22 protein-coding genes and 2 tRNA genes are annotated in these 17,913 nt (G+C 67.6%); 13 read left to right on the top strand and 11 right to left on the bottom strand.

Going from position 1 to position 17,913, the window contains the following annotated elements; translation table 11 throughout:
- Positions 1-32: 32 nt before the first annotated feature.
- The gene (locus tag QGN17_RS17180) at positions 33-4,715 is read right to left on the bottom strand and encodes an NAD-glutamate dehydrogenase (protein ID WP_281045833.1); all 4,683 of its coding nucleotides are present in this window, start codon (positions 4,713-4,715) and stop codon (positions 33-35) included.
- A gap of 165 nt (positions 4,716-4,880) precedes the next feature.
- Complete coding sequence (locus tag QGN17_RS17175) at positions 4,881-6,143, bottom strand: PAS domain-containing protein (RefSeq protein ID WP_281045832.1); 1,263 nt, start codon at positions 6,141-6,143, stop codon at positions 4,881-4,883.
- A gap of 144 nt (positions 6,144-6,287) precedes the next feature.
- On the opposite strand from QGN17_RS17175, the gene QGN17_RS17170 reads away from it, so the two are divergent.
- Positions 6,288-6,363 (top strand) — tRNA-Thr (locus QGN17_RS17170).
- Positions 6,364-6,394: 31 nt separating this feature from the next.
- On the opposite strand, the gene QGN17_RS17165 is transcribed toward QGN17_RS17170, so the two are convergent.
- The 7 genes from QGN17_RS17165 to QGN17_RS17135 form a co-directional block, all read right to left on the bottom strand.
- Complete coding sequence (locus tag QGN17_RS17165) at positions 6,395-7,462, bottom strand: tyrosine-type recombinase/integrase (RefSeq protein ID WP_281045831.1); 1,068 nt, start codon at positions 7,460-7,462, stop codon at positions 6,395-6,397.
- Positions 7,463-7,515: 53 nt separating this feature from the next.
- Entirely contained in the window at positions 7,516-7,698 is a 183-nt protein-coding gene (locus QGN17_RS17160) for a hypothetical protein (RefSeq protein ID WP_281045830.1), read from the bottom strand.
- Complete coding sequence (locus QGN17_RS17155; RefSeq protein WP_281045829.1) at positions 7,699-7,896, bottom strand: hypothetical protein; 198 nt, start codon at positions 7,894-7,896, stop codon at positions 7,699-7,701.
- Positions 7,897-8,134: 238 nt separating this feature from the next.
- Complete coding sequence (locus QGN17_RS17150; RefSeq protein WP_281045828.1) at positions 8,135-8,320, bottom strand: hypothetical protein; 186 nt, start codon at positions 8,318-8,320, stop codon at positions 8,135-8,137.
- Positions 8,313-8,603 (bottom strand): hypothetical protein, encoded by a 291-nt coding sequence (locus tag QGN17_RS17145; protein ID WP_281045827.1) that lies wholly within the window; start codon positions 8,601-8,603, stop codon positions 8,313-8,315. The genes QGN17_RS17150 and QGN17_RS17145 overlap by 8 nt, the downstream gene beginning before the upstream one ends.
- The gene (locus QGN17_RS17140; protein ID WP_281045826.1) at positions 8,596-8,871 is read right to left on the bottom strand and encodes a hypothetical protein; all 276 of its coding nucleotides are present in this window, start codon (positions 8,869-8,871) and stop codon (positions 8,596-8,598) included. Before QGN17_RS17140 ends, QGN17_RS17145 begins: the two co-directional genes overlap by 8 nt.
- Positions 8,868-9,062, bottom strand: coding sequence for a hypothetical protein (locus tag QGN17_RS17135; RefSeq protein ID WP_281045825.1), 195 nt, complete (start codon positions 9,060-9,062; stop codon positions 8,868-8,870). The genes QGN17_RS17140 and QGN17_RS17135 overlap by 4 nt, the downstream gene beginning before the upstream one ends.
- On the opposite strand from QGN17_RS17135, the gene QGN17_RS17130 reads away from it, so the two are divergent.
- Genes QGN17_RS17130 through QGN17_RS17100 form a run of 7 tightly spaced genes read left to right on the top strand, consistent with a single transcriptional unit; the run spans position 9,037 to position 13,118 of the window.
- On the top strand, positions 9,037-9,804 hold the full coding sequence (locus tag QGN17_RS17130; protein WP_281045824.1) for a hypothetical protein: 768 nt from the start codon (positions 9,037-9,039) through the stop codon (positions 9,802-9,804). The genes QGN17_RS17135 and QGN17_RS17130 overlap by 26 nt on opposite strands.
- Positions 9,689-11,311: a hypothetical protein gene (locus tag QGN17_RS17125; RefSeq protein WP_281045823.1), complete on the top strand. Its 1,623-nt coding sequence runs from the start codon at positions 9,689-9,691 to the stop codon at positions 11,309-11,311. The genes QGN17_RS17130 and QGN17_RS17125 overlap by 116 nt, the downstream gene beginning before the upstream one ends.
- Positions 11,308-11,862, top strand: a complete 555-nt coding sequence (locus QGN17_RS17120; protein ID WP_281045822.1) for a glycoside hydrolase family 108 protein — start codon at positions 11,308-11,310, stop codon at positions 11,860-11,862. The genes QGN17_RS17125 and QGN17_RS17120 overlap by 4 nt, the downstream gene beginning before the upstream one ends.
- Positions 11,859-12,158, top strand: a complete 300-nt coding sequence (locus tag QGN17_RS17115) for a hypothetical protein (protein ID WP_281045821.1) — start codon at positions 11,859-11,861, stop codon at positions 12,156-12,158. The genes QGN17_RS17120 and QGN17_RS17115 overlap by 4 nt, the downstream gene beginning before the upstream one ends.
- Positions 12,155-12,601: a hypothetical protein gene (locus tag QGN17_RS17110; protein WP_281045820.1), complete on the top strand. Its 447-nt coding sequence runs from the start codon at positions 12,155-12,157 to the stop codon at positions 12,599-12,601. Before QGN17_RS17115 ends, QGN17_RS17110 begins: the two co-directional genes overlap by 4 nt.
- Positions 12,602-12,620: 19 nt before the next feature.
- The gene (locus tag QGN17_RS17105) at positions 12,621-12,782 is read left to right on the top strand and encodes a hypothetical protein (RefSeq protein WP_281045819.1); all 162 of its coding nucleotides are present in this window, start codon (positions 12,621-12,623) and stop codon (positions 12,780-12,782) included.
- Between the two features lie 57 nt (positions 12,783-12,839).
- On the top strand, positions 12,840-13,118 hold the full coding sequence (locus QGN17_RS17100) for a hypothetical protein (RefSeq protein ID WP_281045818.1): 279 nt from the start codon (positions 12,840-12,842) through the stop codon (positions 13,116-13,118).
- 18 nt (positions 13,119-13,136) lie between these two features.
- Here the strand turns inward: QGN17_RS17100 and QGN17_RS17095 are convergent, their stop codons facing one another.
- On the bottom strand, positions 13,137-13,574 hold the full coding sequence (locus QGN17_RS17095; protein WP_281045817.1) for an HIRAN domain-containing protein: 438 nt from the start codon (positions 13,572-13,574) through the stop codon (positions 13,137-13,139).
- An 81-nt stretch (positions 13,575-13,655) separates the two neighbouring features.
- Between QGN17_RS17095 and QGN17_RS17090 the strand changes: the two genes are divergently transcribed.
- Positions 13,656-13,726 (top strand) — tRNA-Ser (locus QGN17_RS17090).
- A 90-nt stretch (positions 13,727-13,816) separates the two neighbouring features.
- Here the strand turns inward: QGN17_RS17090 and QGN17_RS17085 are convergent.
- Complete coding sequence (locus QGN17_RS17085) at positions 13,817-14,572, bottom strand: DUF1223 domain-containing protein (RefSeq protein ID WP_281045816.1); 756 nt, start codon at positions 14,570-14,572, stop codon at positions 13,817-13,819.
- A 257-nt stretch (positions 14,573-14,829) separates the two neighbouring features.
- Here QGN17_RS17085 and bufA2 point away from each other — a divergent pair, with 257 nt between their 5' ends.
- From bufA2 to QGN17_RS17065, 4 genes are all read left to right on the top strand, one after another.
- Positions 14,830-15,090: a BufA2 family periplasmic bufferin-type metallophore gene (bufA2, locus tag QGN17_RS17080; protein WP_281045815.1), complete on the top strand. Its 261-nt coding sequence runs from the start codon at positions 14,830-14,832 to the stop codon at positions 15,088-15,090.
- Between the two features lie 64 nt (positions 15,091-15,154).
- Positions 15,155-15,985, top strand: a complete 831-nt coding sequence (gene bufB / locus QGN17_RS17075) for an MNIO family bufferin maturase (RefSeq protein ID WP_281045813.1) — start codon at positions 15,155-15,157, stop codon at positions 15,983-15,985.
- The gene (locus QGN17_RS17070; RefSeq protein WP_281045812.1) at positions 15,982-16,743 is read left to right on the top strand and encodes an HvfC/BufC N-terminal domain-containing protein; all 762 of its coding nucleotides are present in this window, start codon (positions 15,982-15,984) and stop codon (positions 16,741-16,743) included. The genes bufB and QGN17_RS17070 overlap by 4 nt, the downstream gene beginning before the upstream one ends.
- A 10-nt stretch (positions 16,744-16,753) precedes the next feature.
- On the top strand, positions 16,754-17,731 hold the full coding sequence (locus tag QGN17_RS17065) for a hypothetical protein (RefSeq protein WP_281045811.1): 978 nt from the start codon (positions 16,754-16,756) through the stop codon (positions 17,729-17,731).
- The last annotated feature ends 182 nt before the right edge of the window (positions 17,732-17,913 follow it).

Raw genomic sequence — 17,913 nt, 5'->3', positions numbered from 1 at the left:
GGCGCCTCGCGCGAGGCGCCGGGATCGTACCATCACTCCCCGTCGGCGCGCCGCGCGAGCAGGATGCGCGCCTGTGCGGCGACCTGCGCCAGCATCGCCGGACTGACCGACGGCGCGGTGCGAGCGCGCTGGACGAGGCGGGCGAAGCGCTCGACGCGGGTCTCGTGCTGATCGAGCCAGGTATCGACCAGCCTGACGGGTCCGCTTTTGCCGGCACGCGACAGGAAATCGAGACGCAGCTGCTCGAAATCGCGGGCGAGACCGGCAGTGAGCAGCCGCTCCCAGCTGTCCGCCGAAGTCGCGCGCTGCGCGGCCGTCTTGGCCCAGTCCAGCCCCAGTGCCTCGCCGAGACGAACGTAGGCGGAGACCACATCCTCCTCGCTCCAGCCGCAGCGCGCGGCCAGCGCGGCAATGGCAATCGCGCCGTCCAGTTCGTAGAGCCGCGCCACGCGGGTCGCCAGTTCGATGCTGGCCCCGGTGGCAACGAGACGATCGGTGAGCTGCGCGGTGACGGTCTTCACCTCGGCCTTGATCACGTCATCGGCCTTGCGGTCCAGCCGCTCGACGCCGGCCTTCACGGCATCCGCCATTTCTCCGGGCAGCGCGGTCGAATCCGCCACGCGGATCAGGTCGGCGATGTGCAGACGGATCACCTGGGCGGCGACGTCGAGCAGTTCGAGGCGGCCCGTCTCGGGCATCGGCTCGGCCTCGATATCGGCGAACAGCTGGGTCAGCCCGAAGATCGTGTCGCAGGCGAGATAGGCGCCGGCGACGCGCGCGAGGCTGACGCCTTCCTCCTCCGAAAGCTCGAAGGGAGCGACGAGGCCGAGCCGGTTGACCACCGCATTGGCGACCTTTGTGGCGATGATCTCGCCGCGCAGCCGGTGCGCGTCGATCGCTTGCGTGAAGCGCGCCTGCATCGGCTCGGGGAAGGCGCGATGGAGGATCGGCGACAGCGTCGGGTCGCCGGTGATCGGCGAGGCCTCGATCGCGGCCTGCAGCGTCAGCTTGGCGTGGCTGAGGATCACCGCCAGCTCGGGCCGGGTGAGGCCGTGCCCGTCCTGCGCGCGGCGCGCATAGACGTCGTTGCCGGCGAGGCCCTCGACCTTGCGGTCCATCCGCCCGGCCGCTTCCAGCTCGGTGATCACCGCGACCTGCGACGGCAGCGCCGCCGGGCCGCCGCGCTCGGCCGAGGAGAGCGACAGCGTCTGGAGGCGGTTATCCTCCAGCACGATGCCCGCGACGTCGTCGGTCATGCTGGCAAGGAAGGTGTTGCGATCCTCGAAGCCGAGCCGGCCCGCCGCCATCTCGGCATTGAGCGCGATCTTGATGTTGACCTCGTTGTCCGAGCAGTCGACGCCCGCCGAATTGTCGATGAAGTCGGTGTTGGAGCGGCCGCCGAGCAGGCCGAACTCGATGCGGCCGGCCTGGGTGGTGGAGAGGTTGGCACCCTCGCCGATCACCCTGGCGCGAAGCTGCGCGGCGTCGACGCGGTTGGCGTCGTTGGCGGGATCGCCAGCCGCCGCGTTGGTCTCGCTGGAAGCCTTGATGTAGGTGCCGATGCCGCCGAACCACAGCAGCTCGACCGGCGCCTTGAGGATCGACTGGATCAGGGTCGAGGGATCGTAGGTGCCCTCGGCGATGCCAAGCGCGGCGGCAGCTTCCGCCGAAACCGGAATCGCCTTCTGGCTGCGCGGGAAGACGCCGCCGCCCGCCGAGATCAGATCGGCGTTGTAATCCGCCCAGCTCGACGTTGGCAATGCGAACAGGCGCGCGCGCTCGTCCCAGCTGGCCGCCATGTCGGGGGTCGGATCGAGGAAGATGTGGCGGTGATCGAAGGCGGCCACCAGCTTGATCGTCTTGCTGAGCAGCATGCCATTGCCGAACACGTCGCCGGACATGTCGCCGCAGCCCGCCGTGACGATCGGGTCAGCCTGCACATCGACGCCCATCTCGGCGAAGTGGCGCGTCACCGACACCCAGGCGCCGCGCGCGGTGATGCCCATCGCCTTGTGATCGTAGCCGTTGGAGCCGCCCGACGCGAACGCATCGCCCAGCCAGAAGCCGCGCTCGACCGCGATCGCGTTGGCGACGTCGGAGAAGGTCGCGGTGCCCTTGTCGGCGGCGACGACGAAATAGGGATCGTCCTGATCGAGGATGGCGACGCGATCCGGGTGGACCACCTTGCCCTCGACCAGATTGTCGGTGACCGACAGCAGCGAGCGGATGAAGATGCGGTAGCTCTCCGTCCCCTCCGCCAGCCACGCCTGACGGTTCGCCGACGAGGGCAGCTGCTTGGGATAGAAGCCGCCCTTGGCGCCGGTCGGCACGATGACGGCGTTCTTGACCACCTGCGCTTTCATCAGGCCCAGGATCTCGGTGCGGAAATCGTCGCGCCGGTCGGACCAGCGCAGGCCGCCGCGCGCGATCGGGCCGCCGCGCAGGTGGATGCCCTCGACACGTGGCGAATAGACCCATATCTCGCGCCACGGACGCGGCGCGGGGAGGTCGGGCACCTTAGCGCTGTCCAGCTTGAAGGCGAGCGCCTCCTCGGCGGCGGGCGCGAAGGCATTGGTGCGCAGGATCGCCTCGATCAACCCACGCATCCGGCGCAGGATGCGATCGTCGTCGATCGCGGCGACCGCGACGAGGCCTTCGTCGATGGCGGTACGGGCAGCATCCGCCTTCGCCGGCGAGGCATGTTTCGGGTCGTGCCGGGCATCGAACAGATCGACGAAACCCTTCGCCACCTGGGGGGCGCGGGCGAGCGCATCGGCGGTGGTGGCAAGGCCGTAATTCATGCCCGCCTGACGCAGATAGCGGAACCAAGCGCGCAGCAGCACGACGGCGCGCGGCTCCAGCCCGAGGCCGACGATCAGCTTGTTGAAGGCGTCGTTCTCCGCCCGGCCCTTCAGCACTTCGGCAATGGCGGTTTCCGCGATCCCGGCACGGGCGAGCACCGAGACGCCGCTACCTTCCGGGGCATCGAGCAGGAATTCGTGGATATGGCCCAACCCACCGGAAAGCGCGGTCGGCACCTCCTCCAGCACAACGAACCCGAAATCCTCGAGTACCGGCACCACGTCCGACAGCGGCACCAGGCCACCGGTGCGGTAGATCTTGAGGTGGAGGCGATCCGCCCCCTCGCCCGGCACCGCGTAGAGGCGCGCGGCGCGGTCGCCGTCATCTTCCAGCGCGGTGAGGCGGACGATGTCCTCGGCGGCCTCGCTCGCCTCGGCGCGCGCCCGATAACCGGGCGGGAAGGCACCGGCGTGGCTGAGACCAAGGCGCGCCGCGCGGCTCGCGCCGATACGCTCGGACAGCGCCGCCTCGACGGCAGGCGCCCAACCACGCACCATCTGCTCCAGCCGCCGATCCAGCGGCTCGGCTTCGGGGCGCCTGCCCTGCTCCGCCAGCGCGATCGTGTAGCGGATCAGCGCGACGTCGCCGTCGCCGAGATCGATCGCCCAGCTCGCCAGCGAGCCGCCGGCCGCTTCCGCGATCATCCGGCCGATCGCCTCGCGCCGGCCGGTCGTCATCTCGTCGCGCGGCAGCCAGACGAAGGCGAACAGGTGGCGGCCCAGCACCTCGTCGACCAGCAACAGCTTGGGACGCGGCCGGTCCGACAGCGACATGGCGGTGAGCGACACCTCGCGCAGCGCGGCGGCCGAAAAGGCGATCAGCAGGTCGTGCGGCAGCTCGTAGATGGCATGGCGCAGCGCCTTGCCGGCGTGGCTGTTGGGATCGAAGCCAAGCTCCTCCTCCAGATCGGACAGGCGGCGGCGCAGCAGCGGCACACGATCAGGCCGGGTCGCAAGCGCGCCCGATGTCCAGAGGCCCGCGTGGATATCGATGCCGGCGACACGCCCGCCGTCCCGGCGCGGCAGCACGACGAGATCGAGCGGCACGCGGCGGTGGACGGTGGCGACGCGATCGGCCTTGAGCAGCAGCGGCGCCTCGTTGCCCGCCTCGAACCAGGCGATGGCGGCGGCGCGGGTGCCGTCCGCCATGAACGGGCTGGCGTCCGCGCGCGCGATGCCCAGCTCCTGATCGATCCGCCCTCCGGCATCCACCCGGCGGAAGCCCAGCAGCGTCATGTTGCCGTCGAGGAACCAGCGCAGCAGCGCAGCACCCTCCCCGTCCGGCAGCTTGGCGGCGCCATCCTTCAGTGCATGTTGGAGCAGAGGCCAGTCCTCCACCGCCGCGCGAACGTGGGCGAGCACGCCCTCCAGTTCCTCGACGATGGTGCGACGCTCCTTCGCGTCGACACGCTCGATTTCCATGTAGATGATCGATTCGCGGCGCTCGCCTTCGGTACCCGCCGGCATCAGGCCGGTGAGCGTGCCGGACGCGTCGCGGCGCACCGCGACGATCGGGTGGAGCAGGCGATGCACCGCCAGCCCGCGCGCGGCGAGCGCGGCGGCGACCGAATCGACCAGAAAGGGCATGTCGTCATTGACGATCGCGAGGCGCATCAACCGGCGCCCGCCCTCGCCGCCGATCGAATCGAGCGCGAAGCCGGGCTTTTCGGGGGCGCGCCTGGCGGCTGCGGTGGCGACGAAGGCGGCAGCCGCCTCGCAGGCGGCCTCGTCGAAGCCGTCGGTTTCGCCGGGCAACGCGCCCGCCGTCAGCAGATTGGCGATTTCGCGGATGAGGCCGGGCGCCACCTCCGTCGTCTCGCCGGAAGTCGCTTCGCTCGCCACAGATGCCGTCATCGCTGTTTCCGCTCCTTGCGCGGGTGGATCGCCCCGTTTTCGGGGCCGATTTCGCGCGCCGATATGCGCCTCAACGCGCCGCCGCTCAACCCCGGAGGGGTAAAAGCAACGGCGCGTCAGGCCGATCGGAGGGTAACGAATCTTTGTTGCGTCTGTCGGTCGCTGTCAGCGCGTGATCTTGCGGATGGCGCGATCGACGAGGCTTTCCTCCTCGGGCACCGGCGCGATCACGGCGAGCTTTCCGTCGCCTTCGCGCCGCGCGAGCAGCAGTACGAACTCGCCCGAGTCGGCCGGGAGGTCGATCACCACCTGCGCCGCCACCTTGCGCAGCGCGGCACGCGCGATCTCGGCATGGCTGGGTGGTGCGGTGACCGGCTTGCGCGCCTGCCGCTCGGCCGCGACCATTGCCTTCAGGCCGCCCGGCAGCGCCTCGATATGCCCGGCGAGCGCGCCCGGCTCCAGCCCCAGCCGATGGGCGTAGGCAAGCGTGGCGGCGAACTCCGTGGCACGTGCCTTGTCCACGTCGGCACCGAAGATCAGCTTCACCACCGCCGTCATCGGCGCGCGCTTCTGCGCCTTGACGCCGGCATCGTCGAGCAGTTCGGCATATTCGGCCGGCCGCGCATCGGCGAGCAGCGAGAAATCATAGGCGAGGCCGAGCGCGCGATAGAGCGCGGCACGGCTTTTCAGGCGAGCGCCCTGCGCCACCTCCGCAGAATCGCGCGCGGCGGCGAGATGATCGGCCAGCGCGGCGTTGTGGCCGGGCAGCAGGTCGTCCTCGCCCTCCACCGCATCATGGTCGTGCGGCGCGTCTTCCAGCGTACCGAACGGGCCATCCGCCCACACCGGCGCGGCAGGCACCTCCTCCGCCGCCGGATCGCCGGGAAGCGCGACGGGCTCGGCCACATCGGACGGCGCTTCCTTCCAGTTGATCACGCCGTAGACGAAATCGATCGTGTCGTCGTCGGACGAAAAGGGCATCAGGATGCCGCGATACATCGTGTTGGCGCCGCGCTGGCTGACGAACTCGGCCTCGAAACCGATCGGCGCGCGGTTGGCGAGAATCTGGAGATAATGGTCGGTCAGGCGGCTGAGCAAGGAGCGGCTCGGCACGTCGGAGATATTGTGGATGTCATGATCCAGGCCGCATTCGCGGCGCAGCGCGGCACCGAGGAAGGTGATCGCCGGGTCCTCCACTCCACCGGTGAAATCCAGCAGCACGCTGTGCGGCCCGAAATCCTCGCTATGCTCGGGATCGAGATCCTCGATCGAGGGATAGGCGCGGCCACCCAGCATCGAGACCCAGAAATTGTAGGCACGAACGTGCATCCGCCGCTCATCGCTACCGATCGCCGGCGGACGCTCTGGCTCCAGCGCGGGCTCGTGCCCCTCGACGGGTTCGTGATCGATCCCCCGCATACCGTCCATCCGATACTCTCCAGCGCTGCCGCGCACCCCTGAACGCGCGGATGGCCGACCATGCACGCGCCGTGGTTGAAATAGCGTAAAGCCTTTGCGCGACGGGTGTTGCGGGCGACGCGGAGCGCTGCTACAGGCGCCGCACTCCGGCAGGCCGCTTTAGCTCAGCTGGTAGAGCATCGCATTCGTAATGCGGGGGTCGCAGGTTCGAGTCCTGCAAGCGGCACCATTCGAACCGACGGGAATCGTTGGTTTTTCTTTCACCGCCCCAAGCGCTTTGCGCCAAGATCGATGATCTTGGTATCGCGCTGGTATCGCAGGTGCACCTTGGTCAGCTCGCCGATATCGGCCCAGAGCGATTCGACGCCGTCGATGAACTGGCGCAGGTACTCAGGTCGCAGGTGGCGATAGTGCCGCTTGTTGGTGCCCTCGCCCCGGTGGCCGGCCGCCGCCTCGATCTGCGCCTCGGGGACGCCGCGCGCGTGCATCTGCGTGTTCGTGGTGTGGCGCAGGGTGTTGGGCGAGCCGAGCCCGACGAGCTTCGGACGCATCGACGATTCGCCCAGGCGCCCGCGGGGCGGCAACCATATGGCGTTGCCCTCGTCGTCGACCGCGTGCTCGGTGATGTTCGCAGCGATCAGCGTCTTCTCGAACGCCGTCTTGATGCTCTCGGCGGGCAGGCGCTTGAAGTAGGGTAGCCCCGTCTCACGGTCGACGAACCGCTTCTGCCACTGGATGACCTTGCCGTTGACGTCCTCAAGCCATGGCGCGAGCGTGGGGCAGATCGGCACGATCGAGCGGCGCTTCTTCGTCTGCTTCCGGCCGGGCGCGTTGAAGTAGATCAGGCCGTCCTGCACCTGGACGCTGTCCAGCTCCAGCACCGCTTCCACCCGCCCGTTCGTGCTGAGCATGATCATCGCGAACAGGTGGATGTGCTGACGCTCTTCGAGCGCCCATCCCGCTTCCAGGAACGCCGCCAGCTGCTCGACCGAATAGACCAGGTCGCGCGGCTCTGTCTTCTCGTGCGCCTTCACGTCGGGGACGAACGGGGCGGAGGCGATTCGGTTATTCTTCCACGCCCAGTTGAGGGGCTGGCGCAGCGCGGCGGTGTCACGGCTGATCGTGTGGCCGCCTACGCCCTGCGCCTTGCGCCAGTCGTGGAAGCGCTCGACCAGCCGTGAGTTGATGTCCGCGACGGTGGGCTGTCCACGCAGGCGGCCGGCTTTGCGCTCTTCGAGGAAGAACGCCTGCCAGTGCGCGATGCCGTTGGCATAGCGGACGGGGTCGGCGAGGTGCTTCTCGGCGTGCTCCAGCAGCCAATCTGCCATGAGCTTTTCGACATAGACGGCTGCGATAGGCTGCTCGACGGGCTTCTGCGCGGCTAGATAGTGCTCGGCGAGTGCATCTTCCGCCGCTTTCGGCGGCTGACCATTGACACCGCCTCAAACTCGATCAGCGCCGAGTTCATCGTGCCGCGCGCCAGCACCCGGCAACGCGTGCCGTGCCGCTCGGGCAGATTGCAGCGCCAGCGCCATATCCGATCGAAGCTGATAGCCTCGCCCATCTACCTCTCCGCGATGGCGTTCGGCTCGATGCCGAGTTTGAGCATGGCCGCCTTCGCAAGCTCGTCGCTGGCGAAGGGGACGAGGGCGGCGATCGAGGCGCTGTGCGCGAGCGCGCCGACGTGGCCCGCCGGCTTGCGCTCGTCGACGGCGGCATACAGGCGCCCGCCGGCATAGGTGGCGGCGACGAGGGTCTTCATAGCGCGCACCTGCGGCGGAGGGCTTCCCACACGCGATCGTGGCGCGCTTCGAGAGATTCCCACCCGATCTTCTTTGCGAGGCGACGCAGGCGCGACCACACGAGGCGTTCCGCCTTCGTGAGTCGGCGCCAGTGCTTCCCGCAAATGAAGACGACGTTGGCGGTGCCCCACCGCTTCACGCACGTTTCGGCGTAGCTGAAGCGGGTGCAGCCGCGCACGCAACAGAACACTCTGTCTGTCATCGCCCCGGCACCTTGTAAGCGTCGACCATATTGGCCGCCTCCATGCGCACTGCGCGCATCGCTGCGCGGGCGAGATATTCCCGCTCCGCCTCGGTCATCTCGATCGGTGGCAGATCTTGGTGCGCGTTCCATGCGGTCTCAATCGCCACACCCACGAACCGGATGCGCTCAGCCTCAGTCATTGGCCGGCGCCTTCTTCCAGACTGAGCCGTAATCGATGATCACGCTGCGCACGGTGTCCTCGGTGCCGACGAAGGCAGGGAAGAACACGCGGTGCGACATGACCGTGAGGAAGCAGCAACCGGTGCGGTTCACCTCTGCCAGCTCCTCCGGCGTGAAGCGCCAGCAGGAGACGTTCGACGGCCCGTCGTGCTGTCGGAACGTGTGCAGGTCGCGGATGTCGTCGCGGCCCGGCGGCGGGGTGAAGGTGAAGTTCGAGCCGGGGAAGTCGATCGCTTCAGCCATGCGACCGCTCCACGACCGGCAACGAATAGATCTGCGCGCTGGAGAGGATGTGGAAGCGCTTGCTGGGGTTCGCCTTCGCCAGCCGCTCGGCCTCGTCGCGGGCGCTCTTCCACGACCGGTGAAGATGACGCGGCGCCGGACCGCCCTCGCACCAGATCATATGCACCTGCGAGTGGTGCGGCTTCTCGATGACGACGCCAGCCTCGAACATCGACCAGGCGGCCTGCCAGCCGCGCGCGAATGCCTGATCGTCGGGTGTGCTGATCATAGGAGGCTCCCCTGTCCGGTGTTGACGTTGGCGGCGATCCAGTCCTGCACCTCGCGAGCGACCTCGACATAGGTGCGGCTGGGCGTCTTCGTGTTCTCCTGGCCGGGCCGGTAGGCGCGCCAGATCTTGTTCCGCAGATACTGCGGCAGCTTGTACCAATGCTGCTTGCAGCCCCACGCGGCCGGCGGCACGGCGCGCTACGAAGGCGACAAGGCGGTGCGGCTGTCGCAGGGCGCGGGCTCCGCGAAGGATCTCGCCGCCGTCCAGCGCGGCACGGGCAAGCACGGCGAAATGCTGAAGTTCCTGACGATGTTCTACAGCTACTTTTCGGCCTTCTATCAGCGCGAGCGGACGCTCGGCCGCGACATCGGGCAGGTGGTGCGCGAGCGCAGCACCCGCAATCTGCCCAAGCTGGCGGCGCGGGCGTTCTTCCTGGTCGCGCTCCCGCCGGTGCTCGCCGATCTGCTCGCCGGGCGGGGCCCTGATCCGGACGAGGACTGGGGGGAGTGGGCCTTCAAGAAGATGATCGTGCAGCTGCTCGGCCCGATTCCGCTAGTGAAGGATCTGATCGAGCCGGCATGGGATTCCCTGACCGGACAGAAGACGTTCGGCTTCACGATCTCGCCGCTGCAGGCCGCCGGCGACAGTATCGTCACCGCGGCGAAGGACCTGCACAACGTGCTGACCGGCAAGGAAACGAAGCACGCGACGAAGGATGCGCTGCAGGCGGCGGGCCACCTTCTATACGCCGCCCGCCGCCGGTCCCGCGCTCTATATCGCGCTGGCACCAGAGTTCACGAACGGGATCAGCTTCGGCGTGGAAGAGAGCTTCTTCCCCCAGCAGCACAACGAGGGCTTCGACCGTTCCGCCCTGCGCGACCAGTATCTACGCCGCGAGACGCAGCGGGCGATTCAGGTGCCGGTCGGCGATGAGGGGCCGGCACTTCCGGGCGTCGCGAAGCGGGCGAACTCGCTGTTCGGCTTCGATGGCTCGGGCGGGTTCGTGCCGTTCCCGATCTCGGTCCCCGAAACGACGGCGGCGCTGACGCTGATCCCGGTCGCGACGTTCGACAGGCTCGCCGGGGAAACGGACGATCTCGGCCGCTTCCAGCGCTGCGCCGCCTATTGCGTCGTCGCCAACGCGGCGATGTATATCGACCGCGACTATTTCATCGGGTCGACATGGACGCCGCCCGCCGGGCTGATGCTGCGCGGGCCGCTGAGCCAGAACGCCCGGATCGTCTACACCGGCGCGGCCGATGGTATCTCGATCGCGGGCGCGATCGACATGGACGGGATCATCGTCGACGGCGGCATCGCCAATTTCGCCGCCTATGATCGCTCGCAGGCGCCGAACCGATTCACGCTGCTCGGCATCCATGGCGACATGCTGGTCACGCCCGGCTATCTCGCGGGAATCCGCATCGGCCGCGTGCAGGTACAGAATTCGAAGACGCTCGGCTTCTGCATGGCCAACGTCACCGATCCGCAGATCGGCGAGCTGTCTATCGTGAACTGCGCCGCGCACGGTTCGCTCTGGACGGGCGTGCGCCGCCTTCGCATCGGCCGCTTCTCAGCCGTCAACATCGGCACCACGAGCGGCATTACGGCGCATTTTGGGCAGGCGATGCTGATCACCTGCCAGGGCGCGCCCGAGGCGGCGTGGTACGGTATCAACGGGGCGATGCCGACGAGCGACCTTCAGATCGGCCAGGTGCAGATCCGCGATACGACGGACACGGCCTTCTACATCAACGACGATCGCTCGAAGGGCTGCACCGGCATCCAGATCGGCTCGGTCGATATCGACACGGCTGGCAAGGATGGCTTCAAGATCCGCAGCTCGGGCCTTCCCGTCACCGACGTGCAGGTCGGGTCGGTGCGGGTGAACAACGTCGCGCAGGTCGGCTTCGGGCTGGAAAGCTGCCAGCGCGTCTCGGTCGGCAGTCTGCAGGTCAACCTGTGCGGACAGGACACGATCGGGGACCGACCTCGCGGTCTACCAGAGCGGTGGCGTGTGAGCGAAGTCTCTCCGGAGCTTGCGACTGCCGGTGCCGTCGGCGGGATCGTCACGGTGCTGGGCGTGCTCGGCCAGGGCGTGCGCTGGCTGTTCGGCTGGAACGACCGCCGCGCAGATCGCATCGCCAAGGAAGAAACCGAACTGAACGAGCGTCGGGGCGAATATCTCTCTGCGATTGAGGGCAGGCTCGAAAGGGTCGAGCGCTCGGACGCGCAGCGGGCAAAAGAGAATTGGGCGCTCCGGGCGGCGTTCGAGATCGTGGCCGCCGAGCTGCGCCGCGTCGATCCGGGCAATGCTTCGCTGACGCGGGCGGAGGAGCTGCTGAAGGCGGCCTTTCCGTTGCCGGTTGTTCCTACTGCAGAGATCCGGGCGGCGATGGACGCGCTCGATACCATCACACTCGACGAGGAAGCGGCATGACGATCGACCAGATGATCGACGCGCTGGTGCAGCGCGAGGGCGGCTATGTCGATGACCCCGCCGACGGCGGCGGACCGACGCGCTACGGCATCACGCAGGCGAAAGCCCGCCAGCATGGCTACACCGGCGACATGAGGGTGCTGCCGCTGGCGACGGCGCGCGAGATCTACTGGCAGGATTTCGTCGTCGTGCCGGGGATCGACCTGCTGGCGAAGCGCTCGCCGCGGCTCGCGGCCGAGGCGCTGGATACCGGCGTCAACATGGGCGCGCCGCAGGGCGTGATGATGCTGCAGATGGCGCTCAACGCGCTGAACAACCAGGGCGCCGACTGGCCTGATCTCGCCCGCGTCGACGGCAATTTCGGCGCGAAGAGCGACTTCGCACTCGCCGGGTGCCAGAAGCGCCGCGCGAACGAGCGGTGGGAAGACGTGCTGCTCTGCGCCGTGAATGCGCAGCAGGGCGCGCGCTATCTCGACATCATCGCCCGCAAGCCCAGCCAGGAGCGGTTCGGCTGGGGCTGGTTCCTCAACCGCGTGTTGGAGGCTGCATGACCGATTCCCCCACGCCGATCGCCCCGATCGAGAAGGCCGAGACGGTGAACGTCACGCCGCCCCTCGATGCCGGCGAGACTCACCCGCTGCTCGTCGCCATCATCGCCGGCTTCTCGCTGGCGGTGCTGACGGCCTTCGCGATCGTCACCTTCTTCGTGCTGAATCACGATGTGAATGTATCGCCGGAAACGCGCGGCTCGATCATCCAGACCTGGAATAACCTCGCCGTGGGTGTCGGGACCGTGTGGCTGAGCAGCAAGATCATCGATCTCGTCGCGCGCAGGAGGGTGCCATGACCTGGCTTGCTACTTGGGTCGCGGGAGCTCTGATCCGGCGCGGGATGCACGGCGAGGAAGCGCAGCGGCTCGGCCGCTGGGCGGCGATCGCAGCGGCGGTGCTGCTGGCGCTGATCGCTCTCGCGATCGCGCTCGCCGCGACGATCGGCTTCACCCGCTATGTGGTCGGCCTGCGCGACCAGACCGTGCAGCAGAAGGCCGCGCTGCAGGAGAAGGATGCGCAGATCGCGGCGAGCAAGGCGAATGACGACATCAACTCCAACCAAGCGGTGGCGATCGCCGTCACCGCCGCGCAGTCGGTGGTCGAGCAGAAGGAACAGGACGATGCGTCTCAGAAGGCTCCGGCCGGCAGCACTGGCGCTGCTACTCGCGCCGCTAACTGCGTGCGGTGGCGCCAGCAGCACCCGGATCGCGTTCTTCCCGCCGCCTGTCACGGCGCTTAAGGTCGAGCCCGAGCCGGTGATGCCGGACGCGGCGATCACCGATGATCACGCATCGGCCGCCTATGGCAGCGAAGTCGAGGCGTGGGGCAAGCGCGGATGGGGGCAGGTCGCTGCGATGTGCCGGTGGGCGTCCGATCACGGCATGGTGCTGCCGTTCACCTGTCCGGCGGCTGGCCGCTGATCCTTACCCTGTGATATTGAGGTCCGCCGACTCGTGCGGCTCAACAGGGGATGGACCATGAAAATCAAGATGCTTGCTGTCGGCCTGGTGCTGGCAGCTACTCCTGCGTTCGCGCAGTATGCGCATGAGGTTCGCGGCTATACGCGTAGCGATGGCACCTATGTCGCGCCGCATATGCAGACCAACCCGAACGGCAATGCTTTCGACAACTGGAGCAGCCGCCCGAACGTGAACCCCTATACGGGACGGGAGGGAACCGTCGATCCCTACTCGGCGCAGAGCCGCCAGAGGTCGAGTTACGGCAGCTCGGATAACTCCACTGGGTGGCCGCGCTGAAGGGCCGTAGCCGGCGCCCTATTCGTCTGACGGTATGAAATCCACGCCGTCGAAACCGGGATCGTCGTCGGGCCAGAAGTCGGGCGTCGGCCGCAGGGTCGGCGCCTGCTCTGCTTCCGGAGGTAGGGTCGGTTCATGATCGATCCCTATCCTGATCCACGCTCCCCACGGTGTGCGCTGCTGGAATAGCGCATGGACATCCCGCGTGTCGTGCCAGGCGCGGTGAATGATCACCGTGCGATCGGCGGAGACGTAGCCCATCTGCACGCCCTCCTTCGAGTAGACCGCGATCGCGTTCTGATCGTGCTTGTTCTCGGGCTCGGGGCGAAGCTCGACGCGGTCGCCACGCGCCGCGAACATGATCTCCATTTCGCGGGAGCCGGTGGGCTGGCCCTTGCGGCGCGGGTTGTCGAAGCGCGCGCCGACGCAGGCGATCGACAGCTCTTCAAAGTGCATCTTGGTATCGCGCTGGTATCGCGGATTGCCCGATGTTCATTTCCCGTTCCGCCGAATCGCCCTTGCCTCCGCGCGACAATAGGCGCTTTTCCCCCATGTTCATCGCATTCGTAATGCGGGGGTCACAGGTTCGAGTCCTGTAAGCGGCACCATTTATTTTCTGCGGATAATCAAGCCCGCACGGGCAAGACGCATCGCCGTCACCATCGGCTCAGGTAGCCGGATCTCTTCCATCTCGTCAGCTAGCGCGCCAGCGCTGCCGCGATAATGCGCCCGCCCTTGCCGTCCTGCAGCAGGATCGCCGTCGCCAGGCCGCCCGTCACCGGTTGAGGCAGCGTGAGCATTTCCGCCGCCCCATTCCAGTGACCGATCTGCACCAGTTCGCGCACGATGTCGCGATGGGGGATGGTCCGCCCGCCATTCTCGCCGGCGGATATCGCCACCGCTATCGTGCGCGGATCGTAGCGCACAACCCAGACGTCAGCCGCAGCCGGCGCGTGGCCGGCCGCGATGGTCACGTGATTGCCGGCTGCGGCAATCCTGGGACCGGCGAGAGCCGCCTTGGCGATCGCGGTCTCCACCCGAGGGATGTTCGCGCCCAGTATCGTCTCGCGTCCGTTGATCCAGAATTGCGGGGTGGCCACGCCGGCTCCGCCGTTATGGGCGGCATAATCACGCTGCCGCTGCGTGAACCGCGGCGATGCGAAGCTGTCTTTCCAGCCGAGCTGATCCCAGTAGGTGACCGCGAAGGAGAGGGCGAGCACACCCGGTCGATCGGCCAGCCTGTTCAGATATTCCTGCGCCGGAGGGCAATCCGAGCACCCCTGACTTTGATAGAGTTCGACCACCACCGGGCCGCGCTGATCGACCGCGACAACGGGTTGCGCCCCCGTGAGGGCCAGGCAGGCGACAGCCGCCCCGCCCAGATTTCGGATTCCCCGCGGAACGGACATCGGCTTTCTCCCGGTTCGAGCATCGGCCTGGAGCCATTCGTCCATGCCGATCGGCCGCGCTCCCTCGCCCGTGATGAATCTCGAAGGGCAGTGCGGGGCACGGTGGAGCTTACGCAGCTTGGCCACCCCCCGTTACAGACAGTTCGCCGCATCGCCGGAGAGCGCGGAAGTCGGCGTACCCTTCCGGCGGAACTCGCCAGCCCGCATGTGGGCAAGCCTATCCGGGACGGTGATGTAACCACCTTGGGGGAGGGGCCGTAGGGAAGGGGCCGATCCGGCAGAACCCCTCCCAGGAGCTCTTCATGCCCCCCTCGAAATCCGCTGTCAGCATCGCCGCCGCCGCGCTGATCGCCATCACCGGCGCCAGCCTGTCCAGCCCCGCGATGGCCAAGGGCGCCAGCCAGGTCCATTGCTACGGCGTCAACAGCTGCAAGGGCACATCGGACTGCAAGTCGGGCACCCATGACTGCAAGGGCCAGAACGACTGCAAGGGCCAGGGCTTCAAGCTCGAGAGCTCGAAAGCCTGCAAGGCGGCTGGCGGCAGCCTGACCGAGAGCAAGTAAGCAAGTGATCCCCTCGGCCCGGCGACCGAAAGGTGGTCGGGCTGTTTTTCTGCTGGAGCCCGCCATGCCCCGCCCCCCGCTTTTCGGCCTCGGCCTGCGCAAGCCGCATTATGCCGACTTCCTCGAGGGCGAGGTGCCTGTCCCGGTCGACTTCGTCGAGGTCATCTCGGAGAATTTCATGGTCGATGGCGGCAAACCCCGCGACGTGCTGCGTCGCGTGCGCGAGCGCCATCCGATCGCCCTACACGGCGTATCGATGTCGATCGGCTCGGCTGACGGTCTCGACCTGGACTATCTGCGTCGTCTGCGAGGCCTTGCCGACGAGATCGAGCCGATGTTCGTCTCCGATCATCTGAGCTGGTCGCGCATCGAGGGGTTCAACGCGCACGATCTGCTGCCGCTGCCCTATACCGAGGAAGCGCTCGGGATCGTCTGCGCGAACATCGACCGGGCGCAGGAGGCGCTCGGCCGCGCGATGCTCTTCGAGAACCCGTCGAGCTACCTCGTATTCGACGGCGACATGACAGAGTGGGCATTCCTCGACGAGATGTGCGCACGGACCGGCTGCGACCTGCTGCTGGACATCAACAACATCTTCGTCAGCGCCACGAACCACGGCTTCGATCCGCAGGCCTATCTGGCCGGAATCCCGGCCAGGCGCGTCCGCCAGGTTCATCTCGCCGGCCACAGCCGGGGACGCCACCTCCTGATCGACACCCACGACAAGCCGGTGCCGCCCTCCGTCTGGACGCTCTATGAAACGGCCTTGGCCCACATCGGCCCGGTCGCCACGATGATCGAGCGTGACGACGACATCCCCCCCCTCGACGACCTGATCGAAGAACTCGGTATCGCGCGCTCGATCGATGCCAAATTCATGAGGCAGGTGGCGTGAACCTGCTCGCCCTGCAGCGCGACTTCCGCGACTGGTTGACCGAAGAGTGCCAGGAGGCCGGGTCTCGTCTGGAAACCGGCGATGCGCCGGGTCTCTCCGTCTATCTCAACAACTATCGCTCGTCGCTCATGGCCTGCCTCAGGGAGAGTTTCACGGTGACGCACGCCTGGCTCGGCGACGAGGCTTTCGACGCTGCGGCCGCCACGCACATCGATCGGCTGCCACCACACAGCTGGACCCTCGACGCCTACGCCCTCGACTTTCCAGCGACTCTCGCCTCGCGCTATCCGGCCGATCCCGAGGTTGCGGATCTGGCAAGGCTCGAACTGGCCCTGGGCGTCGCGTTTATCGGCGCGGATGCCGATCCGCTCGATCCGGCGACACTGTCGGACGCCGATTGGGACACGGCGACGCTGCGGTTCGTCCCCACGCTCGATTTGATCGATGTTTCGACCAACGCGGCCTCGATCTGGTCCGCGATCACCGTCGCCCGGCAGCCACCGGCAGCGCAGCTACTCTTCGGACCGGCCAGCATCGCCGTCTGGCGCAGCGAGCTTGCGCCCGCCTTCCGGACGCTGGAGCGCGACGAGGACGAGGCGCTGCGCCTCATGAGGGGGGGCCTGTCGTTTGGCGCACTCTGCGCGCGCCTTGTCGGGCAGCACGGCGAGGAAAATGGTCCTTCGATCGCCGGCACCCTGCTCGGCCGGTGGTTTCAGGATGGCCTCGTGGCTTCGGTGTCGCCCCCGGCTCACCGATAGGAGCGCATGAGTGCCCGACCGTCGCACGGTTCTGCTCGCCATGGGCGCCACGCTGGGTCTGGGCGAGGCGATGGCGCGCGCAGGCGCCGAGGCCAGCGACGCCTATGACGAGCCGGACGCGATGTACGCGGCGCTGTTTCGCCAGCCCCACATCACCTTGCCGATGGTCGGAGGCACGATCGACGTGACGTTCGCGGACGGCGCTTCTGGCATCGATCGGAGGCTCGTGGTCGACTGGATCCGGTTGGCGGGTCGCGCGATGATCGCCTATTTCGGCCGATATCCCGTCGATCGCTACCGATTGCTGGTCATCGCCGAACCGGGCGAAACGGTCGGCCACGCCACGACCTTCGGCTATGCCGGTCCCGCGACGAGGATCCGGGTTGGCACGCACGCCGATGCGACGGCCTTCGCGAACGACTGGGTGCTGGTGCACGAAATGGTCCACACCGCGCTGCCCGATCTTCCGCGCCGCGCCCTCTGGCTGCAGGAGGGCAATGCCACCTACGTGGAACCCGTCGCTCGGGCGCAGGCTGGCCAACTGACCGAGGAGGATGTCTGGCGGCAGGCTGTCGCCGGCATGCCCGGCGGCGAGCCTCGACCGGGCGATGGAGGAATGGATGGCACCCGCGCGCATAACCGCCTCTATTGGGGCGGTGCGACCTTCTGGCTACGCGCCGAGGTCGAGATCGCGCTGAGGACGTCCGGCAGGAAGATGCTTCGTGACGCGATGCGCGGAATGAACCGCGCGAGCGGCGGCAACGCCGCGACCTGGACACCCGAGCAGTTGATGGCAGCGGGCGATGCCGCCACCGGCGTGGACATTCTGGCGGGGCTTTACGAAGCCTTCGCGCACCGTCGCGTCGGTACCGACCTCCCGACGCTCTTCTCGCGCCTGGGCGTGATCGCCCGACCCGATGGGTCGGTCCGTCTCGACGATCGGGCGGAGCTCGCCTGGCTCCGGCGGAGGATCTGCATTCCGTCCTGAACGCGCGGGGCACATGAAGCTCGCGCGAAATCGCCTGCCATGCCCGCGATGCGGCTGATCCCGGTGTTACGCGCGCCTGCGCCTGCATCGCCGGGAACGACAACGGCAGGACTCAAGCCGGAATCGGTGGAGTGCTGGATCAGATCGGCACATTAACTTTATCGATAAATTGGAACGGCATC

It is taken from the genome of Sphingomonas oryzagri, from assembly GCF_029906645.1.
Classification (GTDB): Bacteria; Pseudomonadota; Alphaproteobacteria; order Sphingomonadales; family Sphingomonadaceae; genus Solisphingomonas; species Solisphingomonas oryzagri.
The sequence above is the reverse complement of the archived record's forward strand: the minus strand, read 5'-3'. Positions and strand labels throughout refer to the sequence as shown.